We start from the raw sequence: 19,829 nt of genomic DNA, 5'->3' as shown, positions 1-19,829 counted from the left end.
CGGATGCGGGGTATCGCATCGAGCAGGGGCACCAGCTGCGTGACATCGTGGCGGTTCCCGCTGGTCAGCGAGACGGCTAGCGGGGTGCCGTGCCGGTCGACGATCAAGTGGTGCTTGCTGCCGGGCCGGGCCCGGTCGACCGGCGAAGGTCCGGTGTGAGCCCCCCTTTCAGCGCCCTCACGTGCGAGCCGTCGATCGCTGCATCGTCCATGTCCAACAGACCTGCAGCCCGCAGCTCGGCCAGCAGCACCGCGTGCAGCTGCGGCCAGACGCCGGCCTCGGTCCAGTCCCGCAGGCGCCGCCAGGCCGTCACGCCACTGCAGCCGACCTGTTCAGCGGGAACATCCCGCCAGCTCACGCTCTTGCACAGCACATAGACAATGCCTCTCAGCGCAGCCCGGTCATCCGCCGGCAACCGCCCGGGATACCGACGCCGCCGAGGCGGACGAGCAGGTAAGAGCGGCGCCACACGTTCCCACAGGTCATCAGGCACCAGTTCAACAGTCACCCAACCAATCCTGCCGACACAACACCCAACTACCAAGCCCCACAACAAAAGTCATTCTGAAACGGTCAGTTAGTGGCGCCGCCGCAGACAGGCTCGATTCTTGCGAGAGGCATACGCCGTGTTGGCCCTCACGCGGACCGGGTGAGCGGATTGCCGGACTGAACGCGACGCACCAAGATCTTCTCCAGCATGGGTTCGAACTGGGGAATCTCTGCGCGGCTCAGAGGAAGGTGTCCGCGGAAGCGTGGCGCCTTCTACGAGTGTCTGACAGCCCGGCGCTTCGACGAGGCGCAGCAGCCAGCGGTGGCGTACATACAGGTGAGGCTGTGTGTCATCGCCGAGGCAGTTCTTGACTCGCCGTCAGGCGGAATATAATTTCGCCATATTTCCCCCTGACCGGCAAGCACGTTGCGGGTCTCTGGCGAGCAGGGAGATACGCATGTCGGAGCTGGGACGCCGGTGTCTGCTGTCGATGATCGGGGCTTCGCTTGTGGTGGGAGCGGGGCAGAGCGGTAACGCCGCCGCACTGTCCGCCGTACGCAAAGAAAGCCGCGAGCCTTACGAGGACAAGGTTGGCGCCCTGCTGGCCCGCATGACGCTTGAGGAGAAGCTGGGCCAACTGCAGCATCTTGCCTGGGCCTTCGACTCCAATCCCGGCTCCGGATCGACCACAGAGGTCGAGAGAGCGGCGCGGGCCGGGCGCGTGGGTTCCGTACAGAGCATCTTCGGCGCCAAGGCCACGAACGCACTGCAGCGCCTGGCCGTCGAGGAGTCACGTCTCGGCATTCCCCTGCTGTTCAGCCTCGACATCATCCACGGCTTCTGGACGACCTTCCCGATCCCGCTGGCCCAGGCGTCGAGCTTCGACCCGGACGTGCCGCGCTCCGACGCTCAGGTCTCGGCGGCAGAGGCACGCTCCAACGGGGTGCACTGGACGTTCGCTCCGATGATGGACGTGACGCACGAGCCACGCTGGGGCCGGATCGCCGAGGGCAACGGAGAGGATCCGTACCTCACCGCCCGGTTCGCGGCAGCCAAGGTGAAGGGCTACCAGGGCTCGAACCTCGCATCGAAAGCGACCCTGGCAGCCTGTGCCAAGCACTTCGTCGCGTACGGCGGGGCCGAGGGCGGCCGCGACTACAACACGGTTGATGTGTCCGAGTCGCGCCTGCGCAACCTCTATCTCCCGCCCTTCAAGGCCGCGTTGGACGCCGGCGCCGCCACGGTGATGGCGTCCTTCAACACGATCAGCGGCATTCCCGCGCACGGCAACCCGCACACACTCACCGACATCCTGAAGAAGGAGTGGGCCTTCGGTGGCGTCGTCATCAGCGACTGGGCGGGAGTGCAGGAGCTGATCGTGCACGGCTTCGCCGAGGACGGAGCCGACGCGGCACGCCTCGCGCTGAACGCCGGTGTCGACATGGAGATGGTCGAGGGCAACCTCCTCACCAACGGCGCGGCGCTGCTGCGGGCCGGCAAGATCACACAGCAGCGGATCGACGACGCGGTGGCGCGTGTCCTGCGCCTGAAATACAGCCTGGGGCTTTTCGACGACCCGTACGTGGAGGAGTCGACGGCGATCCCGGGGCCGACGTCCGCCGCCCGGGCGGCCGCACGCACCGCGGCCTCGCGCTCGATGGTGCTGCTGAAGAACGACCGGGACGTCCTCCCGCTGGCGCGCTCGGTCGGCTCCGTGGCCCTGGTGGGTCCCTTCGCCGACTCGACGGACCTGCTCGGCACCTGGGCAGTGCCCGCCGCGGCGGAGAGGTTCCCGGCGGTGCGAATCCTGGACGCGGTGCGCAAGGCCGCGCCGGCGGCGGATGTCAGGCACGCGCGAGGTGTGGACCCCGAAGGCGAGGACACCGACGGCATCGAGGAGGCGGTCGCGGCGGCCCAGTCCTGTGACGTCACCGTCGTGGTCGTGGGGGAGCCCGCCACGATGAGCGGGGAGGCCGCGGCACGCAGCGACCTCTCGCTGCCCGGCGCACAGGAGAAGCTGATCGCGGCTGTCGCCCGGACCGGAAAACCCTTCGTGGTGGTGCTGGTCAACGGCCGCCCGCTGACCATGGGTGACTGGCTGGACTCCGCCCCGGCCGTCCTGGAGGCCTGGCACCCCGGCATCGAAGGGGGCAACGCGATCGCGGACGTGCTCTTCGGGACCGTCACCCCGGGCGGCAAGCTGCCCGTGTCCTTCCCCCGGGCGGTCGGCCAGATCCCGATCCACTACAACCACGAGTCCACCGGCCGCCCCTACAAGGCGGACGACAAGTTCACGTCGAAATACCTCGACCTGCCCCCGACACCGCAGTTCCCCTTCGGGCACGGCCTCACCTACACCACGTTCGCCCTCGGCGCGCCCGAGGCGGACCGCACGGACATCACGGCCGCGGCGCTGCACGCCGGAGATAGCATCGAGGTGACGGTGCCGCTGTGTAACACTGGCTCGCGGACCGGGGACGAAGTGGTGCAGCTGTACGTCCACGACGTGGCCGCCGGCATCGCCCAACCGGTGCGCAGGCTACGCGGATTCCAGCGCGTGACGCTCGCGGCCGGCGCGGCCACGACGGTCCGGTTCCGGCTCGGGGCGGAAGACCTGGGGTTCTGGACCAACGCTCCGAAGGGCGAGTTCCGTATCGAGCCGGGCCGGTTCGACTTGTACGTGGGAACCTCGTCGGCGGCGGACAGCAGACTGAACGTGAGCATCACGTAGTGCTCCTGGCGCGCTGATTGCGGGTTGAGGCCTTCGCGCCTGCTGTCGCGCGTGTCAGCGCAACACTGTCACCAACGGCAGCGCTCATTACCGTGATCCCCGTGTCTGCAAATCGTGGTTCGTCGCCTTCAGGCTCACACCGGCGTTGTCACGACGGTCAAAGCCCAGCTCTGTTCCTGCCCCTGGTGGCAGGGGCAGGAACAGAGCGGGTGATCCGGGAGCGTCCGGCATCCGGGAGCTGTCGCCCGGACACGCTCACTACGCGTTGGTCATCAGGCCGGCGCGGAGCTTGGTCAGGATGCGGGTGATGAGGCGGGAGACGTGCATCTGCGAGAAGCCGAGCACGTCGGCGATCTCCTGCTGGGTGCGTTCCTCGACGAAGCGGAGATGAATGATGGTGCGGTCGCGCTCGTCGAGTTCGGCGATCAGCGGGGCCAGGGAGCGGTAGTTCTCGATGAGTTCGTAGGCGTCTTCCTCGATGCCGATGAAGTCGGAGAGCTGAGTGTCGGACTCATCGCCGTGCGCCAGGACCGCGGCGTCGAGCGAGACGGAGTTGTAGCCGTTGACCGCCTTCTGGGCCTCGGCGACCTCCGACGGTTCCAACTGCATGAGCTCGGCGAGTTCGGCGGTGGTGGGCGTCCGGCCCAGCCGGGTCTGCAACTCTTCGTTGGCCTTGGACAGTTCGACGCGTGCTTCCTGAAGGCGGCGCGGGACGTGCACGGCCCAGGTGGTGTCGCGGAAGAAGCGCTTGATCTCGCCGGTGATGTAGGGGACGGCGAAGGAGGTGAACTCGACCTCTCGGGTGAGTTCGAACCGGTCGATCGCCTTGATCAGCCCGATCGTGCCGACCTGGACGATGTCCTCCATCTCCTGGGGCCCGCGGTGCTTGAACCGGGACGCCGCGTACTGCACGAGGGAGAGGTTCATCTCGATGAGCACGTTACGGACGTACTGGTACTCGCGTGTGCCTTCTTCGAGATGGGTGAGGCGGTCGAAGAAGTGCTTGCCCACGGCACGCGCGTCGCTGGGGGCGATCGAGGCAGGGTCCGCGTAGGCGCGCTCGATCAGGTCGTGCTCGGTCCGTGAGGCTGAGTGACGCGCGAGCTCGCGTGCCGTCACGGTGTTCATGAGGTTGCCTCCTTGGCGGGAGTGATGGTGGAGGGGTGCGGTGGGGTGCGACCCGGACTGTGTTTGGGCTGCCGGCCCGTCGTGTCGCCTGGCGTCGACTCCCCACCGTGGGAGTTGGCCGCAGGCGGGAACACGGCGTGCTGGGTGGGCACGGCGTCATCGAGGGGGGTGCGGCCTGCTTCCGCCGCCTTGGCGGGCGTGGCATCGAACAAGGCGTGGGTGCGGGTGATGCCCAGCAGCCGAGAGACGAGGGGACTGGCCGAGCAGATCCGAACGGTCTTGCCCGCCTCCAGTGCCTCCATGCGGACCTGCAGCAGCACCCTGAGACCGGCACAGTCACAGAACCTCAAGGACTCGAGTTCCAGATCCAGTCCTGCCGCCGACCGGTCAAGGGCTGCGTGCAGCGCCTCGTGAAAGGACGAGGCGACATCGATATCGATCTCCCCGTGCACTGCCACGCTGGTGCGCTCGCCGAGGGCGTAGGCCTCGATGAGGGGAGCTGATGGTGCGATGCGGAGGGACCGAGGGTCACCGTCCATGCGGAGTGCGGTCCAGACCGCAGGCTCCGTGCCGTTGAGCACCGTCCCCACCTCCCCCTCTGATTGTTGGCACCCATAGCTTGGAGCGAACTTCGAATCACGTCAACTGATACCAGAAAACAGATTCGTGTTTCATGCAGCGGCAATGTTCTAGACTGTCCGCATGGAGGAACAGACCGAGTCGCGGACCGGGTGGACGTTCTTGACCAATCACGCCCGGGTCCTGGCGGCAATCGCCGACAACCGTCACGCGCGCATGCGAGATCTGGCCGTGCACTGTCGTCTGACGGAGCGGGCCGTGCAGCGCATCATCACTGATCTGGAAGAGGCCGGTTACCTCTCGCACATGCGCGAGGGCCGCGGGAACGTCTACGCGATCGATCCCTCCAAGATCCTGCGCCACCCGGCCGAGGCCGACGTGAGCGTGGCGGCGTTGCTCGCCCTGCTCGTGCGAGACGAGGCCGACCGCACCACTCCCGCCCTGCACATGTCCTGAACCGCTGTCGGCGGGCCGCGGTGAAGGACGGCAGGCGCGCGGCGAGCGCGTGCTCACGGCTTGCCGCTGTCCTTGATGTTTCCCGGGCTCGGCGTGAGTCGCCGGGCCACACCTGCTGGGCCCGCGCCCTCACGCATGAGGTGTCCCGACCCCGCTGACGCCCCAGACCGCTCCGCAAGATCTGTGCCGGAGCGGAGTTCTGATTCCGCTCGCGCGGGTGATCGTTGTGGCGTCAGTTGTTTTTCTCAGTCCCAGTAGGGCGGGGGCTGGTCGACGCGACCGCCCTGGTGTGGCGTGGGGATGTACTCCTCGGCTCCCTTGGGAAGGGCCGCCACGCATCCTGGCGAGCAGGCGCTGACCAAGAGTGGCAGCACGTCGGTGGTCACGAGCAGGGAGATCCAGGCCTGGTGCAGTTCCTGGTCTATCGGTTGGTCGCCGCTTCATCGATCAGCGTGAGCAGGTGCTGCCAGCCGGCGCTGGAGGTGTCCTGCAGCTCGGTGTGGAACCCGACGCGGGCGCGCGGATGAGACCTGTACTGGTCGAAGCATGAACAGCTGACCTGATGGGGGCGAGAGCCTTGAGGGTCCGGAGACGCACTGTCGCCCCAGCGGTTCACAAAGAGCCTCGGTTCTTCCTCGTCCACCATGGCGTCACGTTACGGGCCCTGGAGCAGCTTGGACGAGGGCTCCTCGGAAGCGAGGATAGGTCAGCCGACATCTACTTCCCGCTCGATCTGAGCCTTGGTGCGCGCCAGGCGGGCCGGGGCTCACGCGATCTTCCGCCCCGAACGTCGTGCGGTGGGCAAAGGGCACCGGTGCCGCGTACGTCGTGGATGCGTGGACGGTGACCGCGCGTCAGGAGCGGGGGAGTTGGACAGCTGGTGGCGGCCCCTCACGGCCTGTCCGTGGGGGGATCTGCGATGGCGTGGACAGCGGACCAGAAGTCCGCCCGGTGCGATGCGGTGTGGGACAGGAGTGCGCGGCGGACGGCACGTGCGTGCGCGGGCCGGGCGGCGGCCAGCGCACTGCGGCCGTCGGCGGTGGCAATGATCACGCGGCGCCCCGCTGGGCCGTCCTCGCGGGTCACGAGACCGCGCTCGGCCATGCGGGAGAGCTGCCGCGACAGCCGTGCCCGCTGCCAGTCGAGCATGAGTCCCAGTTCCTGCTGCGGCATGCGGCCACCGCCGTTCTCGATCACCCTCGACAGGATCGAGAAGTCGGGGACGGACAGCGCGGAGGCGGCGTGGATCTCGTTCGACACGGCGGCGGTGACGGTGTCGTTTGCGCGCTTCCAGGCGATCCACTGTGCCATCTCGGCGTCATCGAGGGGGGAAGTCATGGAGTCACCGTACGCCCGAGTTGCCATGTAAACACGCAAGAGCCCATTCTGTTTACATGGAAACACAAGAGGTCTCTCACAGCGTTCTCATCACCGGAGGCAGTTCCGGGATCGGCCTCGGCCTGGCCACCCGCTACCTCACGGCCGGCCACCGAGTCATGATTACCGGCCGCAACCCTCATAAGCTGGCCGCGATCTCCGAAGGTCTGCCAGGCTTGGAGACCTTCGCCAGCGACATGGCCTGCCCACGGAAGCGCGAAGACCTGGCCGCCCACGTGAGACAGACCATGCCTGACCTCGACATCGTGATCAGTAACGCCGGGATTCAGCGGCGCGTGGGGATCGCGGCGGACGACGCCCCGTGGGCCGAGGCGCAGAACGAGATCGACATTTTGCTTGCCGGGCCGATACACCTCGCCCGGCTCCTCGTGCCGCAGTTGCTCGGGCACGGCCGCCGGAGTGTGTACGTCAACGTCACCTCTGGCGGCGCCTTCCTGCCTCAGCCTTTCGCGCCGCTCTACAGCGCGGCCAAGGCGGCCCTGCACAGCTACACCGTGAACCTGCGCCACGCGCTGCGCGCCACCCCGTGCCGAGTGGTGGAACTGATCCCGCCGGCCGTGGCCACTCAGCTCGCAGGTCCCGGCCACAACCACGGTGCCGACCCGGAGGAATTCTGTGACACGGTCTTCCCGCTGCTGGACGGCTCGCACACCACCGTCGGCTTCGGTCGCACCGCACAGCCGGACTTCACTGAACGCCTCGACGCCGAGCAGCGCGCGTTCGAGAGCGCCTCGATGCGCTTCCACGTGCCGCTCTACCAGCCCGATGGCACTGTCGAACCTGCACACTGACTCCATCACGCTCAGCCCAGGATGACGACGGCGCTGTCGACCTCAACGGGCCTGCTGCGTCCCTGATCCCGAAGGTCGCCGCACCTTCGCGGTTACCCGCAAAGCACCTCAGAGGGGCCCGGGAGGGGGCGATCACGTCCAGCTCGGAGAGAGTCCATGGGAAGGTTTGTAGGCAAGAGGACGTCCCGTGATCGCGTCAAGGAGGACGCGATCGCCGACCGAACGCTTCAGCCGTACCGTCACCTGCTCCAGCTTGGCCTGCTTGGTGCAGAGCTTCGTCTCATGGCGGCGCGTGATGGGATACGAGAGCACGACAGAGCCGCCGGTCTCCACCACAACCGGTGTGGATCGCTTGTCGCAGACGCCCTGCAGGAAAGTGACGGTGACTGAATGGCCGTCCTCAGCCACCCCAGCCAGTCGGAGCGGCTGTCCGGGCAGCTCACGCGTGCCGTGGATAGGGGACCGGGGGAGTCCGGATGCCATGACTGCCGCCTGTTTGAGTGGCGAGTCGTAGCCGTCGAGGGTGAACTCCCAGGCCGGGACGGTCGCCCTACCGCGGCTGGTGGAGACGGTCATCTCGGCCAGCTTTGTTTTGGTAACGGTGAGGTGGGGCCGGCCGCCCACGCGGCCACCGGAGAGTTTGCTGTAGGCGGTTGCTGCGGGCGTCAACGGTCGTTCGAGGGACGGGCTGTTGGCCCACTTCACTGAGCCAGTCTTGGGGCTACGGGTCGGCATCGTGCCGATCAGGACGGAACTTCTGCTCTCGTAGGCTCGCGCATCGGCAGTGCTGTGCCAGCCCCCACGTGGCAGTTGCACCACTTCTCCTATCGGGTGATATCCCGCGCGCCATGCGGCGGACGCGTGCGAGCCGTCCCAAGCAGAGGCGACCAGGCGGGCGCGGTGGGTCAGCGCGTCGCTGTCCGCGGTTGGGTCATCGGCGGCATTCTGACTTCCGCAGCCGGAGAGAGCGGTCGGCAGAATTGCCGCGGTCAGAGCGGTGATGATATCGACAGAACGGGTGGCCTTGGGGCGCAAGTGCTCTCCCAGAGAGGACGACGAGACGGTAAACGCTCGTTCCCTTGACGCCTGCGGCCCGCCAGCGGTTCAGCTTGTGGATCAGTACGATTCGTGAAGCCGTGCTCAACCGACTCTCTGTCCCCGCTGGATGATCTGTCGGGCTCGTAAGACAGGGGTGCCCCTTCATCTCCTCGTAGTACTTAGGAAATTGGGCAGACGACAGTGCAAGTAGCGAGCTCTAGAGATGAGGGCGCGTAGATGGTGGAGAATCTTCCTGTGCCCCTTGCTCGCGGGGGAGTGACAGGTTCACAGATGCCCACGTGGCTCTTGAAGGTGATCATCGTCGCACTGGTGCTGCTCGCCCTGTGCCGCATCTCGCGGAAGCGCAGAGGCCGTCGATGAGGTAGCGGTGAACACCCCCCCAAGTCAGCGTGGACAGCGGGACACAGTCATACCCGGGTTGAGGCCAGGGGCGCTCTCGCAGGACCGCGAAGAAGCTAGTGGGGGGTGGGGGGAGCGGGCGGTCACATGGCTGCCCCCCGGCCCGGTTGACCAACTACCGTGCACCATACGGTGTTTGTTCGTGCAGTCATCGGCTGGAGGCATGAGCGGCACGCCTCTGCGATGGGAGGGCGGCCGATCCGCTCAGTGCCGAAGATCTGCCCCCGTGCCGCGTCGGCACCTGGCATACTTCAACAGCTGGAGTGGCCCTGCGCTTCGGACCAGTAGGCCTAGGGCCTCTCCCAGCGCTATCAGCAGGTTGTGCCTGTTGTTATTTGCCGCTCGGGCGTCGGCGGATGGTTCACATCGGACGGTCCGCCAGGAAGCGTCCGTCTCGGGAGAGCACGTAGTCACCGCTTGGCCGATCGCGCTGACCTCGCCGAGAGCGCCTGATCCTGTTGGCTCCGGCACCGGCTCGGATCCGCGTGCAGGGGGGGCTGTGCGTACGTCATGAACGTCGTCTGGCCGCGCAGCCGAGGCGCATCGCCAGCCCCCGCCAGTGGCTTGGGTGCCGACTCGCAGACGGCGCCCGCCTCGGCAAGTTGAGGCGGGCGCCGCGGCGTTACGACGACTTAGGCGGGGGTGATGTTCTCCGCCTGGGGGCCCTTCTGGCCCTGGGTGATGTCGAAGTTGACCTTCTGGCCTTCCTGAAGCTCACGGAAGCCGGAGGCGTTGATGTTGGAGTAGTGGGCGAAGACGTCCGGGCCGCCACCCTCCTGCTCGATGAAGCCGAAGCCCTTTTCCGCGTTGAACCACTTGACGGTTCCGGTGGCCATGTGTCCTCCAAGGGGACTAGAAGTCGGTGCCCGCGTTGTGCGGGTACCGGAGGTGGTCGTCCTGGTCCTCAGAGACTGTGAACAGCAAGCTGCCCGTGAACGTGAGGTTCACGGGCGGTACTTCGGAACCATGACTGCTGGCGTAGACGCTACACGGCCCGGGTGCCGGTGAAGCTATGGACAGAGGAAGATTTTTTCATTGATCTGCGGCTGCAGGCCATTGCCCGGTCTGTCCTGCACTCCTGGGGCGGGCCGGGCAATGGCTCCGGCTGGTCTCTGCGGCACGTACCTCCCAGCGCTTGGCCCACCCTTTGGTCGCCGATTACCGGAGGTCCGGGGGAGTGGCCGTGTTCAGCAGTACCAACTTGGGCTGGCCGAGGCGGCCGTGGGTGATCATCGCGCCGATCATGAGAGCGATCCAGCAGGCGTCGGTCACGGGCACCATGACAGGCGCGATACTGGCGTGCTGGGCCGCAACTGCGGCCCGCAGTATGCCGCGTGTACCCTCGCTGGACGGAGCGAGGAGGCCGGGGTGTACCTGGGCGGTGCGAGGTCAGCGGGGTACGTAGGTGAGGATCACCGAACCGTTTTCCAGCCTCTTCTCGTCGGTGAGCTCGAGGCGGAGCGCGGAGGTGTCCACGTCCTCGAACAGCCGTTGCCCGGTGCCGGCCACGACCGGCATGATCCAAAGGCGGAACTCGTCGATCAGGTGGTCTCGCAGGAGGGTGTCGTCGAAGCGGCTGGTGCCGTACTTGATGAGGTCCTTGCCAGGCTGGTCCTTGAGCTGGGCGACCGCGCCTGCTGCATCGGGGCCGAGGAGGGTGGCATTCCATGCCGTCTCGGTCAGCGATCGGGACGCGACGTACTTGGGCATGGCGCTGATGAGGTCGGTGTAGGGATTGCCGCTGACGTGGCCCCAGTTCGCGTAGAACTTCTCGTAGGTCACCCGGCCCATGACGAACGCGTCGTAATTGCCCAGCTGTTCAAGGGACCATGCCGTGGCCTCGGCGTCGAAGCAGGCCCACCGTTCGGGTGCTTGGATGACGCCGTCCAGCGAGACGAGGGTCGATTCGATCAGTTTGCGCATGATCGTTCTCCTTTTCGGGTGGCTGAGTCGGCTGGCGTTCCTGGGGCGGCCGCGGTGGTGTCGGAACGCCGGATGAGGAGCGCTACGGGGACGGCGGTCAGGGCGATCAGCCCGCAGACCCACAGGGCTTGGTGGAAGCCGCCGGTGAGGGCGTCCGCTGCGGAGCGGCCGTGGCCGAGCAGGCTCCGGGAGTGCGTGGCCGTCACGGTGGAGGCGACGGCGATGCCGATCGCACCGCCGAGTTGCTGGGAGGAGTCGATGAGTCCGGAAGCGACGCCCGCGTCGCGTTCGGTGACGCCGACCAGGGCTCCGATCGACACCGGGATGAACCCCCAGGTGACGGCCCCAGTCAGGAGGAACGGACCGGCCAGGTCCGCCCAGAAGTTCCCGTGCACGGGTGCCCGGGCCGCCCACAGGATCCCGCTTCCGGTCAGGGCCATCCCGGCCGCCATCACGAGCTTGATCGAGGTACGGGTGACCAGGACCTGGGCCGGGGCGGCCAGCGCCACTCCGGTCAGGCCGACGGTCAGCCAGGCCAGGCCGGTCGTCATCGCGGAGTATCCGAGCACCTGCTGCATGTACAGGGTGGCGATGAAGATGTAGCCGTAGAAGCCGGCCCCCAGCAGGAACCCCACCGCGTTGGACCCGGCCAGGGTCTTCAACCGCAACAGCCGCAGCGGCAGCAGGGGCGCCGCCACCCTGGCCTCGACGACCACGAACACGGCCAGCAGCGCCATCGCCGCCGCCAGTTCGCCGAGGGTCCGGGCGGCCGTCCACCCGGCTGCCGGCGCCCGCGAGATCGCGTAGACCGCGAGCACCAGAGCGCCGGTCACCGTAACGGCGCCGAGGAAGTCGTAGCGACGGCGCGAGGCCACCAGCCTGCTCTCCGGTACTACCCGCCGCGTCAGCAGCAGCGCGGCCCCGCCGACGGCGACGTTCAGATAGAAGATGTCGGGCCAACCGCCGTACCGGGTGAGGGCGCCGCCGGCCAGCACGCCGAAGGTCGCTCCACTGGCACCGACGGCACCCCAGATACCGAGCGCCTTGTTGCGCTCGGTCCCCTCGGGAAACATGCTCATCACGATGGACAGCGCGGCGGGCAGCACCGCGGCAGCGCCCACGCCCTGGATCCCGCGCATGACGATCAGGAACGTACCGCTGGTGGCCAGCGCGCAGCCGAGCGAGGCCGCGCTGAACACCGCCAGCCCGGCCATGAACATCCGCCTGCGGCCGAGCAAGTCAGCGGACCGTCCGCCGAGCAGCAGGAAGCCGCCGAAGGCGACCGCGTACGCGGTGACCACCCACTGCAGGTCCGCCTCGGCGAAACGCAGCTCGCCGCCGATCGTCGGCAGGGCGACATTGACGATCAACATGTCGACCGCCGTCATGAAGTACGCCACGGCGAGCAGCGCGAACGCCCGCCATCGGCGCGTCGCGTCGAGTGCCGCGGGAACACTGCCACGGGTTTCGATTCTGGGGTCCACTGAGGTCATGTGTGCCTCCGGTCTCCACTGCTCAGGTCCTCACCAGGTGAAGCACCGGCTGTCCTGCCGATTCGTCGAAGCAGCGGCGATGAATCGACGCCGCCGCCGGTGTTGCATCTTCTAAGGGCCGTTATCCAGGTGGCCACGCGAAAGGACAGGTCCCCCCATGACCGAGGCGACCCTCGCCCTCGCCCAGACCGGCGACGGTGAAGCATTCCGCGCTTCGTCGACCCTTACCGGCGCGAATTGCAGGCTCACTGCTACCGGATCCTCGGCTCGGTCCAGGATGCCGAGGACGTGCTTCAGGAGGTTCTGTTGGCCGCATGGCGTTCGATCAGCCGCTTCGACGGCCGGTCGCTGCGGGCGTGGCTGTACCGGATCGCCACCAACCGCTGCCTCAACTACCTGCGCGGTGAATCCCGCCGCCCGCAGCCGGCCGCCGCGCCCGCTCTCGGCGGGGCGGGGCAGGGCCGGCCAGACGAGCCGTGGTGGCTCGAGCCCTACCCCGACGATGTGGACGACCTGACCCCGGGCCCCGAAGCCCGGTACGACGCACGGGAATCGATCGCGCTGTCCTTCGTGGCGGGCCTGCAGCACCTTCCACCCCAACAGCGGGTGGTCCTGGTGCTCAGGGACGTCCTGGGCTTCCCCGCGGCCGAGGCCGCCGGCATCCTCAGCACCAGTCAGGCCGCTGTGAACAGCGCGCTCATCCGGGCCCGGGCCGGCCTGCGCCCGATCCAGGATCTGCACGACGTGCCGGTTCCCAAGTCACCGGCCGAAACAGCCGTCGTCGACCGGTTCGTCAGCGCGTTCCAACGCTTCGACCTCGAAGAACTCGTGACCCTCCTGACCGACGACGTCCGGCTCACCATGCCCCCCGAGCCCGACGAGCACCACGGGCCGAGGCCGGTCGCCGGCTTCCTCGTGGACCACCTGGGCGGCCAGGACCTCAAGTTCCTCCCCACCCGCGCGAACGGACAACCCGCCTTCGCCCTCTACCTCCCCGACCCCAGCGCGCCGATCTGGCGGGCCGGCGGCCTTACCGTGCTCACGCTGCGGAACAGCCAGATCCGTGCGCTCACGCGCTTCGGAGACCTGGGAGTCCTCGCCCGCTTCGGATTCCCCCGCACCCTGCCCAGAGGATGACCACTCCCTTTGGGCACCGTTACTGCGCGCCAAAGGTGCAAGTACGTGGCGGGGGATGGCATCGGACAGTTGGGGAGGGGGCGTTGAGGACGGTGCGGTGCGGATCGGTGGCAGCTGTTACGTCCGCGGCTGCAGTCGCAGGTCCAGCGTGCGGAGTGCTCCGTAGGAGTGAACCTGCCTTTCCCGGCCAATCCGTCCCGTACCGGGCCCCGAATTGCCGGTGAGGAGCGAGAAGTTCCTCGTCCCCGTCTGCCGGCGGGGGCCGTGCAAGTGAGTGAGGAAAGTTCATGTCTCGTGTACTGAAGAGCGCGGCGGTTCTGGTGGCGGTCGGTGGCGCAGTGATCGGGGGCGCCGGTGCCGCATCCGCGGACGCTGGCGCTCAGGGTGCGGCGGTGGGTTCGCCGGGCGTTCTCTCCGGCAATGTGGTCCAGGTACCGGTGCACGTCCCGGTCAACGCCTGCGGCAACACCGTCAGCGTCATCGGCCTGCTCAACCCGACCTTCGGCAACAGCTGCGCCAACGGATCGGGCAACTGGGGCGGCGGCCAGTGGGGCCAGGACAGCATGCACCACGACGGCATGCACCACGACGGTCAGTGGGGCACCTGGAAGTAGCCCTTCAGGTCGGGTCCAGCGCGCCAGTTGATGCGTGAGCGATCCTGTGGTGGATGGCCGGGTGCCGCCTCCTCAATCCGAGGAGGCGGCACCCGGCATTTGCGGTGACACGCGGCCAGACCCTTTACGCTTACCGCCTCTTCCGGGTCTCACCTTGGGTGGTGTGCAGGTCCTCGGTAAGTCGACTTGAGAAGGTCCTGTCGGCGCTGGCCGAGGTACCAGTCGGCGGACTCGTCGAAGTCGACCGTGGTTCTGATGAGTGCGGTCTGGCCTGCGGGTGCTTCCGCGAGGACTTCGCCTCTCGGCGAGATGGCCATGCTGGGGCAGTGTTGTCCGGGGTCTGCCACGTTGGCTGCCAGGACGAATCGTTGGTTCTCGGCCGCGCGGCTGATGAGGTGGCTGCGCCAGACCCCGGCGGGCTCTGTGGGGTTGGCAGCATGGGTGAGGTAGATGAAGGCTTGTGCGCCGTGTTCGGCCAAGTGCTGCCATTGTTCAGGGAAGCGGATCTCGCGGCAGATCTGGACGCCGAGCGTGACGGACTCCCCACCGGACAACTGAATGGGGAGTGTGGGGAGTTCAGAACCGGCAACGAGACGGCCGCGTTCATTCATGGCCAGGTTGATCTTCCGGTACGTCCACCGGGAGCCGTCCGGAGCGAAGTAGAGGGCGGCGTTGCTCCAGACACCGTGTTCATGGAGCAACGTGCCGCAGAACAGGTGGATGGCTCTGTCCCGGGCCAACTTCGCGAGGCGGTCCGTGGCGAGGGCGAGGGACGAGGGTGGAAGGTGATCGAGGGACGAGAGGTCGGTGCCGTACCCGGACAGGGCGCCTTCGGGGAGCACGACGATCTCGTCCGGCCGGGTGTCTGTCAGCAGGGAGGAGATCGCCGCCAGGTTGCGGTGGAGGTCCCAGGTTATGGGGAGTTGCGCGATTGCTATGGAAGCTTTCATGAGCCTTTCTCCCTGCGACTGATACACCTGCGCAGGCGACCCCGCCCCCGGTGTCGGCAGTGCGTGAGCGCGGCCGCGAGGCTCGTGGCCGACCGGCCTCACCGTCCATCGCACCGGTGACATCTGATTGGCGGCTCGTTCGGCTCGTCCAGCGCCACCAGCACGCGCCAGAGACCCGGATCAGGGTCCGCTCGCTCGGACGGCGCCTCGCCAGCTTCCAACTCGTTCCTGCCGAGTTCGAGACCGGGAGGCGACCCGTTGTCCCTCTGCGAGTTCTTAGCCTTGGGCCGGCGTGCCGGTGCTCACCGGGGCCGCGTCCGTGCCGGTCGACTTGCCTGTGCCGGAGGCGGTGTTCTGCTGGGGGTCTGCGGTGTACAGCACGGTGCTGCCCTGCTTGTTGCGCTCGATCAGCGACTTGGCGACACCGCGCTCGAGGGCGTTGCGCACGGTCTGCTCGCTCGTGGCCCGCTTCGGGTGCTCGGCGGTGAACTGGGTGACCAGCTCGCGTGCGGTCCGCGGCTCTCCGGGGGTGGCGAGCAGCAGCGCCTGGAGCAGCTCGGGCAGCGAGGGTCCCTCAGCCTTGGCAGCGGCCTTCTGTGCAGGCGCCCGCTTGGTGGAGGTCTTCTTCGCGGCAGTCTTCTTGGCCGCGGTCTTCTTTGCGGGGGCCTTCGCAGTGGTGGTCTTGGCGGCCGCGGGCTTGGTGGTGGTGCGGGTGGGAGCGGTGCGCGGTTGCGCGGCCTTTGTGTCATCCGTCGCCACCGGCGCGGCCGCAGCCGCGGGGGTCTGCTGTCGGGGCTGCGGGACGGCAGCGGCACCTTCGGGGGTGTCCTGGGCGGTCCGCGTCACCAGAAAGGCCTCGACGGCCTTGAGGTGGGCCAGCTTCTGCCCCAAGGGCGTTGTCGCCAACTCGGCCTCGAGCTCGGCCTGCTGGGCGCGGTTGGCTTTGAGGTCCTCTGCGGCGTACTGCTCCGCGAGGTGGATCTGGGTGGTCTTGGTCTCGGGCTCGTCGGCCATAGCGGAAGCTCCTCGTCCGGGGATGATGGTGGGGATGCTACTCGCCGCTCACACCATTGGTGACCCCGTGCGCCTGGAACGGACTCGCACGCCTGTGCAACAACGCCGTGCTGGCGTCCGCCGGTTGGACGGACCGTTCGACGTGCCGGCAGCGTATTTTCGCAGGTCGTCGGCGTTTGGGCCGCTTTGCGGGGAGAGCATTGGGCTGGGTTGCGGTGCCCGACGGTCGGCGCCGTGGGTAGGTGTGAATTCATCGGCTGCGGGCCGATGGTTGCACCACTCGGCGAAGGAGCGGGGAGAACGGCGGGTCGGCCGGAGGAGGGCGGGCACAGGCATGCCGTAGGCGGTGCCATGGTCGGCTGCCGGCGAATCGAGAACGACTACCGCGGACTCACACACAGCCGGGGTTCAGATCGACTCGGACCGCTTCGCAGGCTTGTCCTGGCCCGGCTGACACCACCACGTCACTCTGGTGACGGCGCCGCCCAGGCCTCCTTCACTGAACAGCGCCTGCCCCCGAAGATCCCTGCCCGGTCTCATCCTCTGCGGAGTCCTTGATGTCCCTCCAGAACACCCTGAGGTGCTGGCGAGGCATCCGCATCCCGCGGCCCGTCACGGTGTGGTGAGGATGGCGCGTACTTGCGTGGAGACTCCGTCGTCGCTGAGCAGCGCGTTGTGGTCGAGGCAGCCGGCGTCGGTGTTGGTAGCCCCGGCGAGCGGCACGCTGTTGTCGGGGTTGATCACTTCGTCGCAGCTCGACCAGAACGTGGCGTACCGGGTGGCACCCGGGGTTTCGTCCCCGGAGGCCAGTTGCTTTTGGACGTAGCTCCCGGGGGACATGTCGCGGCAAGCCTGGTCCCAGGCGGCGCAGGCCCACGCCGTGTACGTGCCGTGGTTGGGGCCGCCGAGCGAGATCATGTGGGCGACGTGCTCGCTCCCGTTGCCATGGGCGAGGTACCAGCGGGCGGGCAGTGTGCCGAAGGAGTGCGCGACGATGTCGATCTGGTCGGCCCCAGTCTGAGCCCGGACTTGGTCCACGTACGCGGCGAACTGTCCGGCGAGCGTCTCGTTGACCGATGCGTGCGTGTCGTAGGACCAGCGGAAGAGCTCAGCGTCGCTGTATCCGTCAGCCTTGAGGTCGTCGGTCAGTGACCCCCATACGCCGGGGTCGGCGTTGTAGCCGTGTACGAGGATCACTGGGCGGTGCGCGGCGGCGGATGCCGCCGGTGCCACGCAGAGCAGACCGGCCAGCGCGGTCAACAGGGCCAGGAGCACGGCGATTCGACGGTGCATCTAAACCTCCGACGTGGGGTTACGGGGGAGACGCAGGGGACCGGAAGGTGCTACCGGATAGTAAGCCTCTTCGCGGTGAATGGGCAGAGACGCGACAGCCCTCTTCGGAGCAACGCAGAACGGCGGCAAACTGCCTCACCACGGCCGCCTCCCAACTCAGCGACGACTCCCCATCGGACCGTCCCGGCGGCGTGCGCCTCTCCCGACGCGGTAAGCGAGCCGGTGTCATCGCGCTTGAGTTTGTGGGTAGTTGGGAGGCATGAGACGGCTACGGAATGTGGCGGCACCGGTCATCGGCGCAGGGGTGCTCGTGCTGTTCTGGCGGTTCGCCTCGCACGAGTCGTGGCCGTCGGCGCTGATCGCCGGGGCGGTGTGGCTGGTGGTGTGGTCGCTGCTCTACTTCGTGTGGATTCGTCGGGCGAACCGGCCGTAGGGAGGACGACATGGGGTGGCTTCGGCGGTCCGTTGTGGCGTTGGCGATCGCGGCGGTGTGGGGCGTGGTGGTGTGGGTCGTCCTGCGATGGGTGTTCGACGTGGACGATTCGGTGGGGATGTCGATCACGGCGAGCGGTGTGCTGCTCGGGACGCTGGTGGGGGATCGTCTCCGCGAGAAGTGGAAGAGGCGCCGCCGATAGGTCGGTACACGCGCTGTTGTCCGGCCGAAGCCGAGCGGAACCGAGTTGTTGAGCCGGAGTTCTGGATGGCGGTGGGAGTGGGGGACATGCCGGTGGTGGTGAGTGCCCCGCGACGATCTGCACGGCCGAGCTCGGTGAGTGCCTCGGCGCTGACACCGCTTTGACGCTCGCGGACCTGATCGCCGATGTGGGCCGCGCCAACGCCCCGCGCACCCGGGACAGAACCCGGGTGCGCGGGGCGTTGGCGGCTGCAGTGCTGGGTCCCCACCCACAACCTCAGTTCAAGGCGCGGCGGCGGCTTCCCGTTTCAGGCCGGCCGGAGGGCCCTGCGGCGGTGGATCACAGGAAGTGCTGGATGGCGCGGGTCGCCTTCTCCGCGGCGCGGAAGGGGAGGGGGCGGGCGGACCAGCGGTCGGGTGTCACACGCATGCTGTGCGTGACGTCGCGTTCGTAGTCGGCGTCGAGCTGTGCGGTGAAACCTTCGTCCAGGACCGCGAGCATGACTTCCTCGTCGTGGTCCAGGGAACGCCGGTTGAGGTTGGTGGAGCCGACCAGCGAAGCGGTCCCGTCGACCGTGACGACCTTGCAGTGCAGCATCGTGCGCTGGTACTCGCGCACGATGACTCCGCACTCCAGGAGCCGTTCGTAGTGGTGGCGGCCGGCGATCCGGCTGACCTGCTTGTCGGTGTGCGGCCCGGGGACGAGCAGTTCGACCTCGACGCCGCGCCGCGCGGCCTGGCAGAGCAGGTCGACGAAGTAGACGTCGGGCGAGAAGTAGGCGGTGGCGAGGCGCAGGCGGTGCTGTGCGGACTGGATGACCACGCGCAGCAGGGTCTGCATGTCCTGCCAGCCGATGCTGGCGGAGCCGCGCACGACCTGGACGATGGCGTCGCCGCTCGGCTCGTGTTCGACGAAGCGGTCGCGGTCGTCGAAGAGCTCGTCGTGGCACTCGGCCCAGTTCTGGGCGAAGGCCGCGCAGATGCCGTCGACGGCGGGGCCGCGGACCTGCACGTGCGTGTCGCGCCATTCGCTCGGGTCGCGGGCGTCCCCGCACCACTCCTCGGCGATGCCGACTCCGCCGGTGAACGCCGTGGTCTCATCCGTGACCAGGACCTTGCGGTGGCAACGGTGGTTCTGTTTGAACGGGGAGAGGAGGAGCGGCTTGCGGAACCAGGCGACCTGTACTCCGGCCTCGTCCATCAGGGAGAGCAGGTCTCCCTCGATGGTGCGGCTGCCGAAGCCGTCAAGAAGGAGGCGTACCCGGACACCGGCGCGGGCGCGGTCGGCGAGGGCCTCGGCGAATTCGCGGGCGACGTCGCCTCGCCAGTACACGAACGTCATCATGTCGATGGTGTGCCGGGCGCCACGGATGGCGTCGAGCATGGCGGGGAAGATCTCGTCACCGTTGCGCAGCGGGGTGAGCGCGTTGCCCTCGGTGGCGGCGATGCCTATCAGCCGTTCCAGACGTCGCCGCAGCCGCTGACGAGGGTCCTGGGGAAGGTCGTCAGCGGCCACGGCGACGCTGGTGGGGGCCGGGATGCTGGTGGTCACGAAGTCTCCGGGGTGTCGGGGTCAGGGCCACGACATCCACTGCCCCGTCACGATCTCTTCACACGGCGGTCCGGCTGCTGCTTTCCGGTCGGCCGGGGGAGGGCGACGTCCGGGGTGATGTCCACGGTATGGGCGCAACTTCCGAGACGGGACCGGCGCTGCTGTCGGACTCGTCCGCGGCTGTGCGC

20 protein-coding genes and 1 pseudogene are annotated in these 19,829 nt (G+C 67.8%); 7 read left to right on the top strand and 14 right to left on the bottom strand.

The annotated features are described in order from the left end of the window. Positions 1-508 (bottom strand): annotated as a pseudogene (locus G3I40_RS05555) (IS5 family transposase); the annotation flags it as partial. A gap of 439 nt (positions 509-947) precedes the next feature. Here G3I40_RS05555 and bglX point away from each other — a divergent pair. Continuing rightward, entirely contained in the window at positions 948-3,221 is a 2,274-nt protein-coding gene (gene bglX, locus G3I40_RS05550; RefSeq protein WP_164301018.1) for a beta-glucosidase BglX, read from the top strand. A 258-nt stretch (positions 3,222-3,479) separates the two neighbouring features. Here bglX and G3I40_RS05545 read toward each other — a convergent pair whose 3' ends face one another. Both G3I40_RS05545 and G3I40_RS05540 read right to left on the bottom strand, forming a co-directional pair. After that, positions 3,480-4,349 carry a SigB/SigF/SigG family RNA polymerase sigma factor gene (locus G3I40_RS05545; RefSeq protein ID WP_164301017.1) on the bottom strand — a complete coding sequence of 290 codons (870 nt, stop codon included), beginning with the start codon at positions 4,347-4,349 and terminating at the stop codon, positions 3,480-3,482. Continuing rightward, positions 4,346-4,930, bottom strand: a complete 585-nt coding sequence (locus G3I40_RS05540) for an STAS domain-containing protein (protein ID WP_343244835.1) — start codon at positions 4,928-4,930, stop codon at positions 4,346-4,348. Before G3I40_RS05540 ends, G3I40_RS05545 begins: the two co-directional genes overlap by 4 nt. A 121-nt stretch (positions 4,931-5,051) precedes the next feature. On the opposite strand from G3I40_RS05540, the gene G3I40_RS05535 reads away from it, so the two are divergent. Beyond that, positions 5,052-5,384 carry a helix-turn-helix domain-containing protein gene (locus G3I40_RS05535; RefSeq protein ID WP_164301016.1) on the top strand — a complete coding sequence of 111 codons (333 nt, stop codon included), beginning with the start codon at positions 5,052-5,054 and terminating at the stop codon, positions 5,382-5,384. 421 nt (positions 5,385-5,805) lie between these two features. Here G3I40_RS05535 and G3I40_RS46965 read toward each other — a convergent pair whose 3' ends face one another. Together G3I40_RS46965 and G3I40_RS05525 are read right to left on the bottom strand one after the other, a co-directional pair. Beyond that, positions 5,806-6,030 carry a hypothetical protein gene (locus G3I40_RS46965; protein ID WP_239091555.1) on the bottom strand — a complete coding sequence of 75 codons (225 nt, stop codon included), beginning with the start codon at positions 6,028-6,030 and terminating at the stop codon, positions 5,806-5,808. A 245-nt stretch (positions 6,031-6,275) separates the two neighbouring features. Next, complete coding sequence (locus G3I40_RS05525) at positions 6,276-6,722, bottom strand: helix-turn-helix domain-containing protein (RefSeq protein ID WP_164301015.1); 447 nt, start codon at positions 6,720-6,722, stop codon at positions 6,276-6,278. Positions 6,723-6,778: 56 nt separating this feature from the next. Here G3I40_RS05525 and G3I40_RS05520 point away from each other — a divergent pair, with 56 nt between their 5' ends. Beyond that, complete coding sequence (locus tag G3I40_RS05520; RefSeq protein WP_164301014.1) at positions 6,779-7,573, top strand: SDR family NAD(P)-dependent oxidoreductase; 795 nt, start codon at positions 6,779-6,781, stop codon at positions 7,571-7,573. Positions 7,574-7,705: 132 nt separating this feature from the next. On the opposite strand, the gene G3I40_RS05515 is transcribed toward G3I40_RS05520, so the two are convergent. The 5 genes from G3I40_RS05515 to G3I40_RS05500 all read right to left on the bottom strand — a co-directional run bounded on the left by G3I40_RS05515 (position 7,706) and on the right by G3I40_RS05500 (position 12,447). Then, positions 7,706-8,608, bottom strand: a complete 903-nt coding sequence (locus G3I40_RS05515) for a hypothetical protein (protein WP_164301013.1) — start codon at positions 8,606-8,608, stop codon at positions 7,706-7,708. 1,055 nt (positions 8,609-9,663) lie between these two features. Next, positions 9,664-9,867: a cold-shock protein gene (locus tag G3I40_RS05510; protein ID WP_161705202.1), complete on the bottom strand. Its 204-nt coding sequence runs from the start codon at positions 9,865-9,867 to the stop codon at positions 9,664-9,666. Between the two features lie 322 nt (positions 9,868-10,189). Then, positions 10,190-10,312 carry a hypothetical protein gene (locus G3I40_RS47885; RefSeq protein ID WP_275410138.1) on the bottom strand — a complete coding sequence of 41 codons (123 nt, stop codon included), beginning with the start codon at positions 10,310-10,312 and terminating at the stop codon, positions 10,190-10,192. A gap of 108 nt (positions 10,313-10,420) precedes the next feature. Then, positions 10,421-10,954 (bottom strand): dihydrofolate reductase family protein, encoded by a 534-nt coding sequence (locus G3I40_RS05505; protein ID WP_164301012.1) that lies wholly within the window; start codon positions 10,952-10,954, stop codon positions 10,421-10,423. Next, positions 10,942-12,447 carry an MFS transporter gene (locus G3I40_RS05500; RefSeq protein ID WP_164301011.1) on the bottom strand — a complete coding sequence of 502 codons (1,506 nt, stop codon included), beginning with the start codon at positions 12,445-12,447 and terminating at the stop codon, positions 10,942-10,944. The genes G3I40_RS05505 and G3I40_RS05500 overlap by 13 nt, the downstream gene beginning before the upstream one ends. Positions 12,448-12,684: 237 nt before the next feature. On the opposite strand from G3I40_RS05500, the gene G3I40_RS05495 reads away from it, so the two are divergent. Beyond that, positions 12,685-13,584: an RNA polymerase subunit sigma-70 gene (locus G3I40_RS05495; protein WP_239091554.1), complete on the top strand. Its 900-nt coding sequence runs from the start codon at positions 12,685-12,687 to the stop codon at positions 13,582-13,584. Between the two features lie 287 nt (positions 13,585-13,871). After that, a complete protein-coding gene (locus tag G3I40_RS05490) occupies positions 13,872-14,198 on the top strand; it encodes a chaplin (protein ID WP_164301010.1) in 327 nt (108 codons plus the stop codon). Between the two features lie 149 nt (positions 14,199-14,347). On the opposite strand, the gene G3I40_RS05485 is transcribed toward G3I40_RS05490, so the two are convergent. The 3 genes from G3I40_RS05485 to G3I40_RS05475 form a co-directional block, all read right to left on the bottom strand. Next, on the bottom strand, positions 14,348-15,175 hold the full coding sequence (locus G3I40_RS05485) for a carbon-nitrogen hydrolase family protein (RefSeq protein ID WP_203643482.1): 828 nt from the start codon (positions 15,173-15,175) through the stop codon (positions 14,348-14,350). A 249-nt stretch (positions 15,176-15,424) separates the two neighbouring features. Next, positions 15,425-16,162, bottom strand: coding sequence for a hypothetical protein (locus G3I40_RS05480; RefSeq protein WP_164301009.1), 738 nt, complete (start codon positions 16,160-16,162; stop codon positions 15,425-15,427). 612 nt (positions 16,163-16,774) lie between these two features. Further along, positions 16,775-17,455: an alpha/beta fold hydrolase gene (locus G3I40_RS05475; RefSeq protein WP_164301008.1), complete on the bottom strand. Its 681-nt coding sequence runs from the start codon at positions 17,453-17,455 to the stop codon at positions 16,775-16,777. Between the two features lie 259 nt (positions 17,456-17,714). Here G3I40_RS05475 and G3I40_RS05470 point away from each other — a divergent pair, with 259 nt between their 5' ends. Both G3I40_RS05470 and G3I40_RS05465 read left to right on the top strand, forming a co-directional pair. After that, entirely contained in the window at positions 17,715-17,888 is a 174-nt protein-coding gene (locus G3I40_RS05470; protein ID WP_164301007.1) for a hypothetical protein, read from the top strand. A gap of 10 nt (positions 17,889-17,898) precedes the next feature. Continuing rightward, complete coding sequence (locus tag G3I40_RS05465) at positions 17,899-18,090, top strand: hypothetical protein (protein ID WP_164301006.1); 192 nt, start codon at positions 17,899-17,901, stop codon at positions 18,088-18,090. A gap of 339 nt (positions 18,091-18,429) precedes the next feature. Here the strand turns inward: G3I40_RS05465 and G3I40_RS05460 are convergent, their stop codons facing one another. Further along, the gene (locus G3I40_RS05460; RefSeq protein WP_343244838.1) at positions 18,430-19,629 is read right to left on the bottom strand and encodes a phospholipase D-like domain-containing protein; all 1,200 of its coding nucleotides are present in this window, start codon (positions 19,627-19,629) and stop codon (positions 18,430-18,432) included. Positions 19,630-19,829: the final 200 nt, after the last annotated feature.

Origin of the sequence: Streptomyces sp. SID14478 (assembly GCF_010548525.1) — a bacterium.
Lineage (GTDB): Bacteria > Actinomycetota > Actinomycetes > Streptomycetales > Streptomycetaceae > Streptomyces.
Note: the sequence above shows the minus strand (reverse complement) of the source record. Positions and strands in the feature narration are given on the sequence as shown.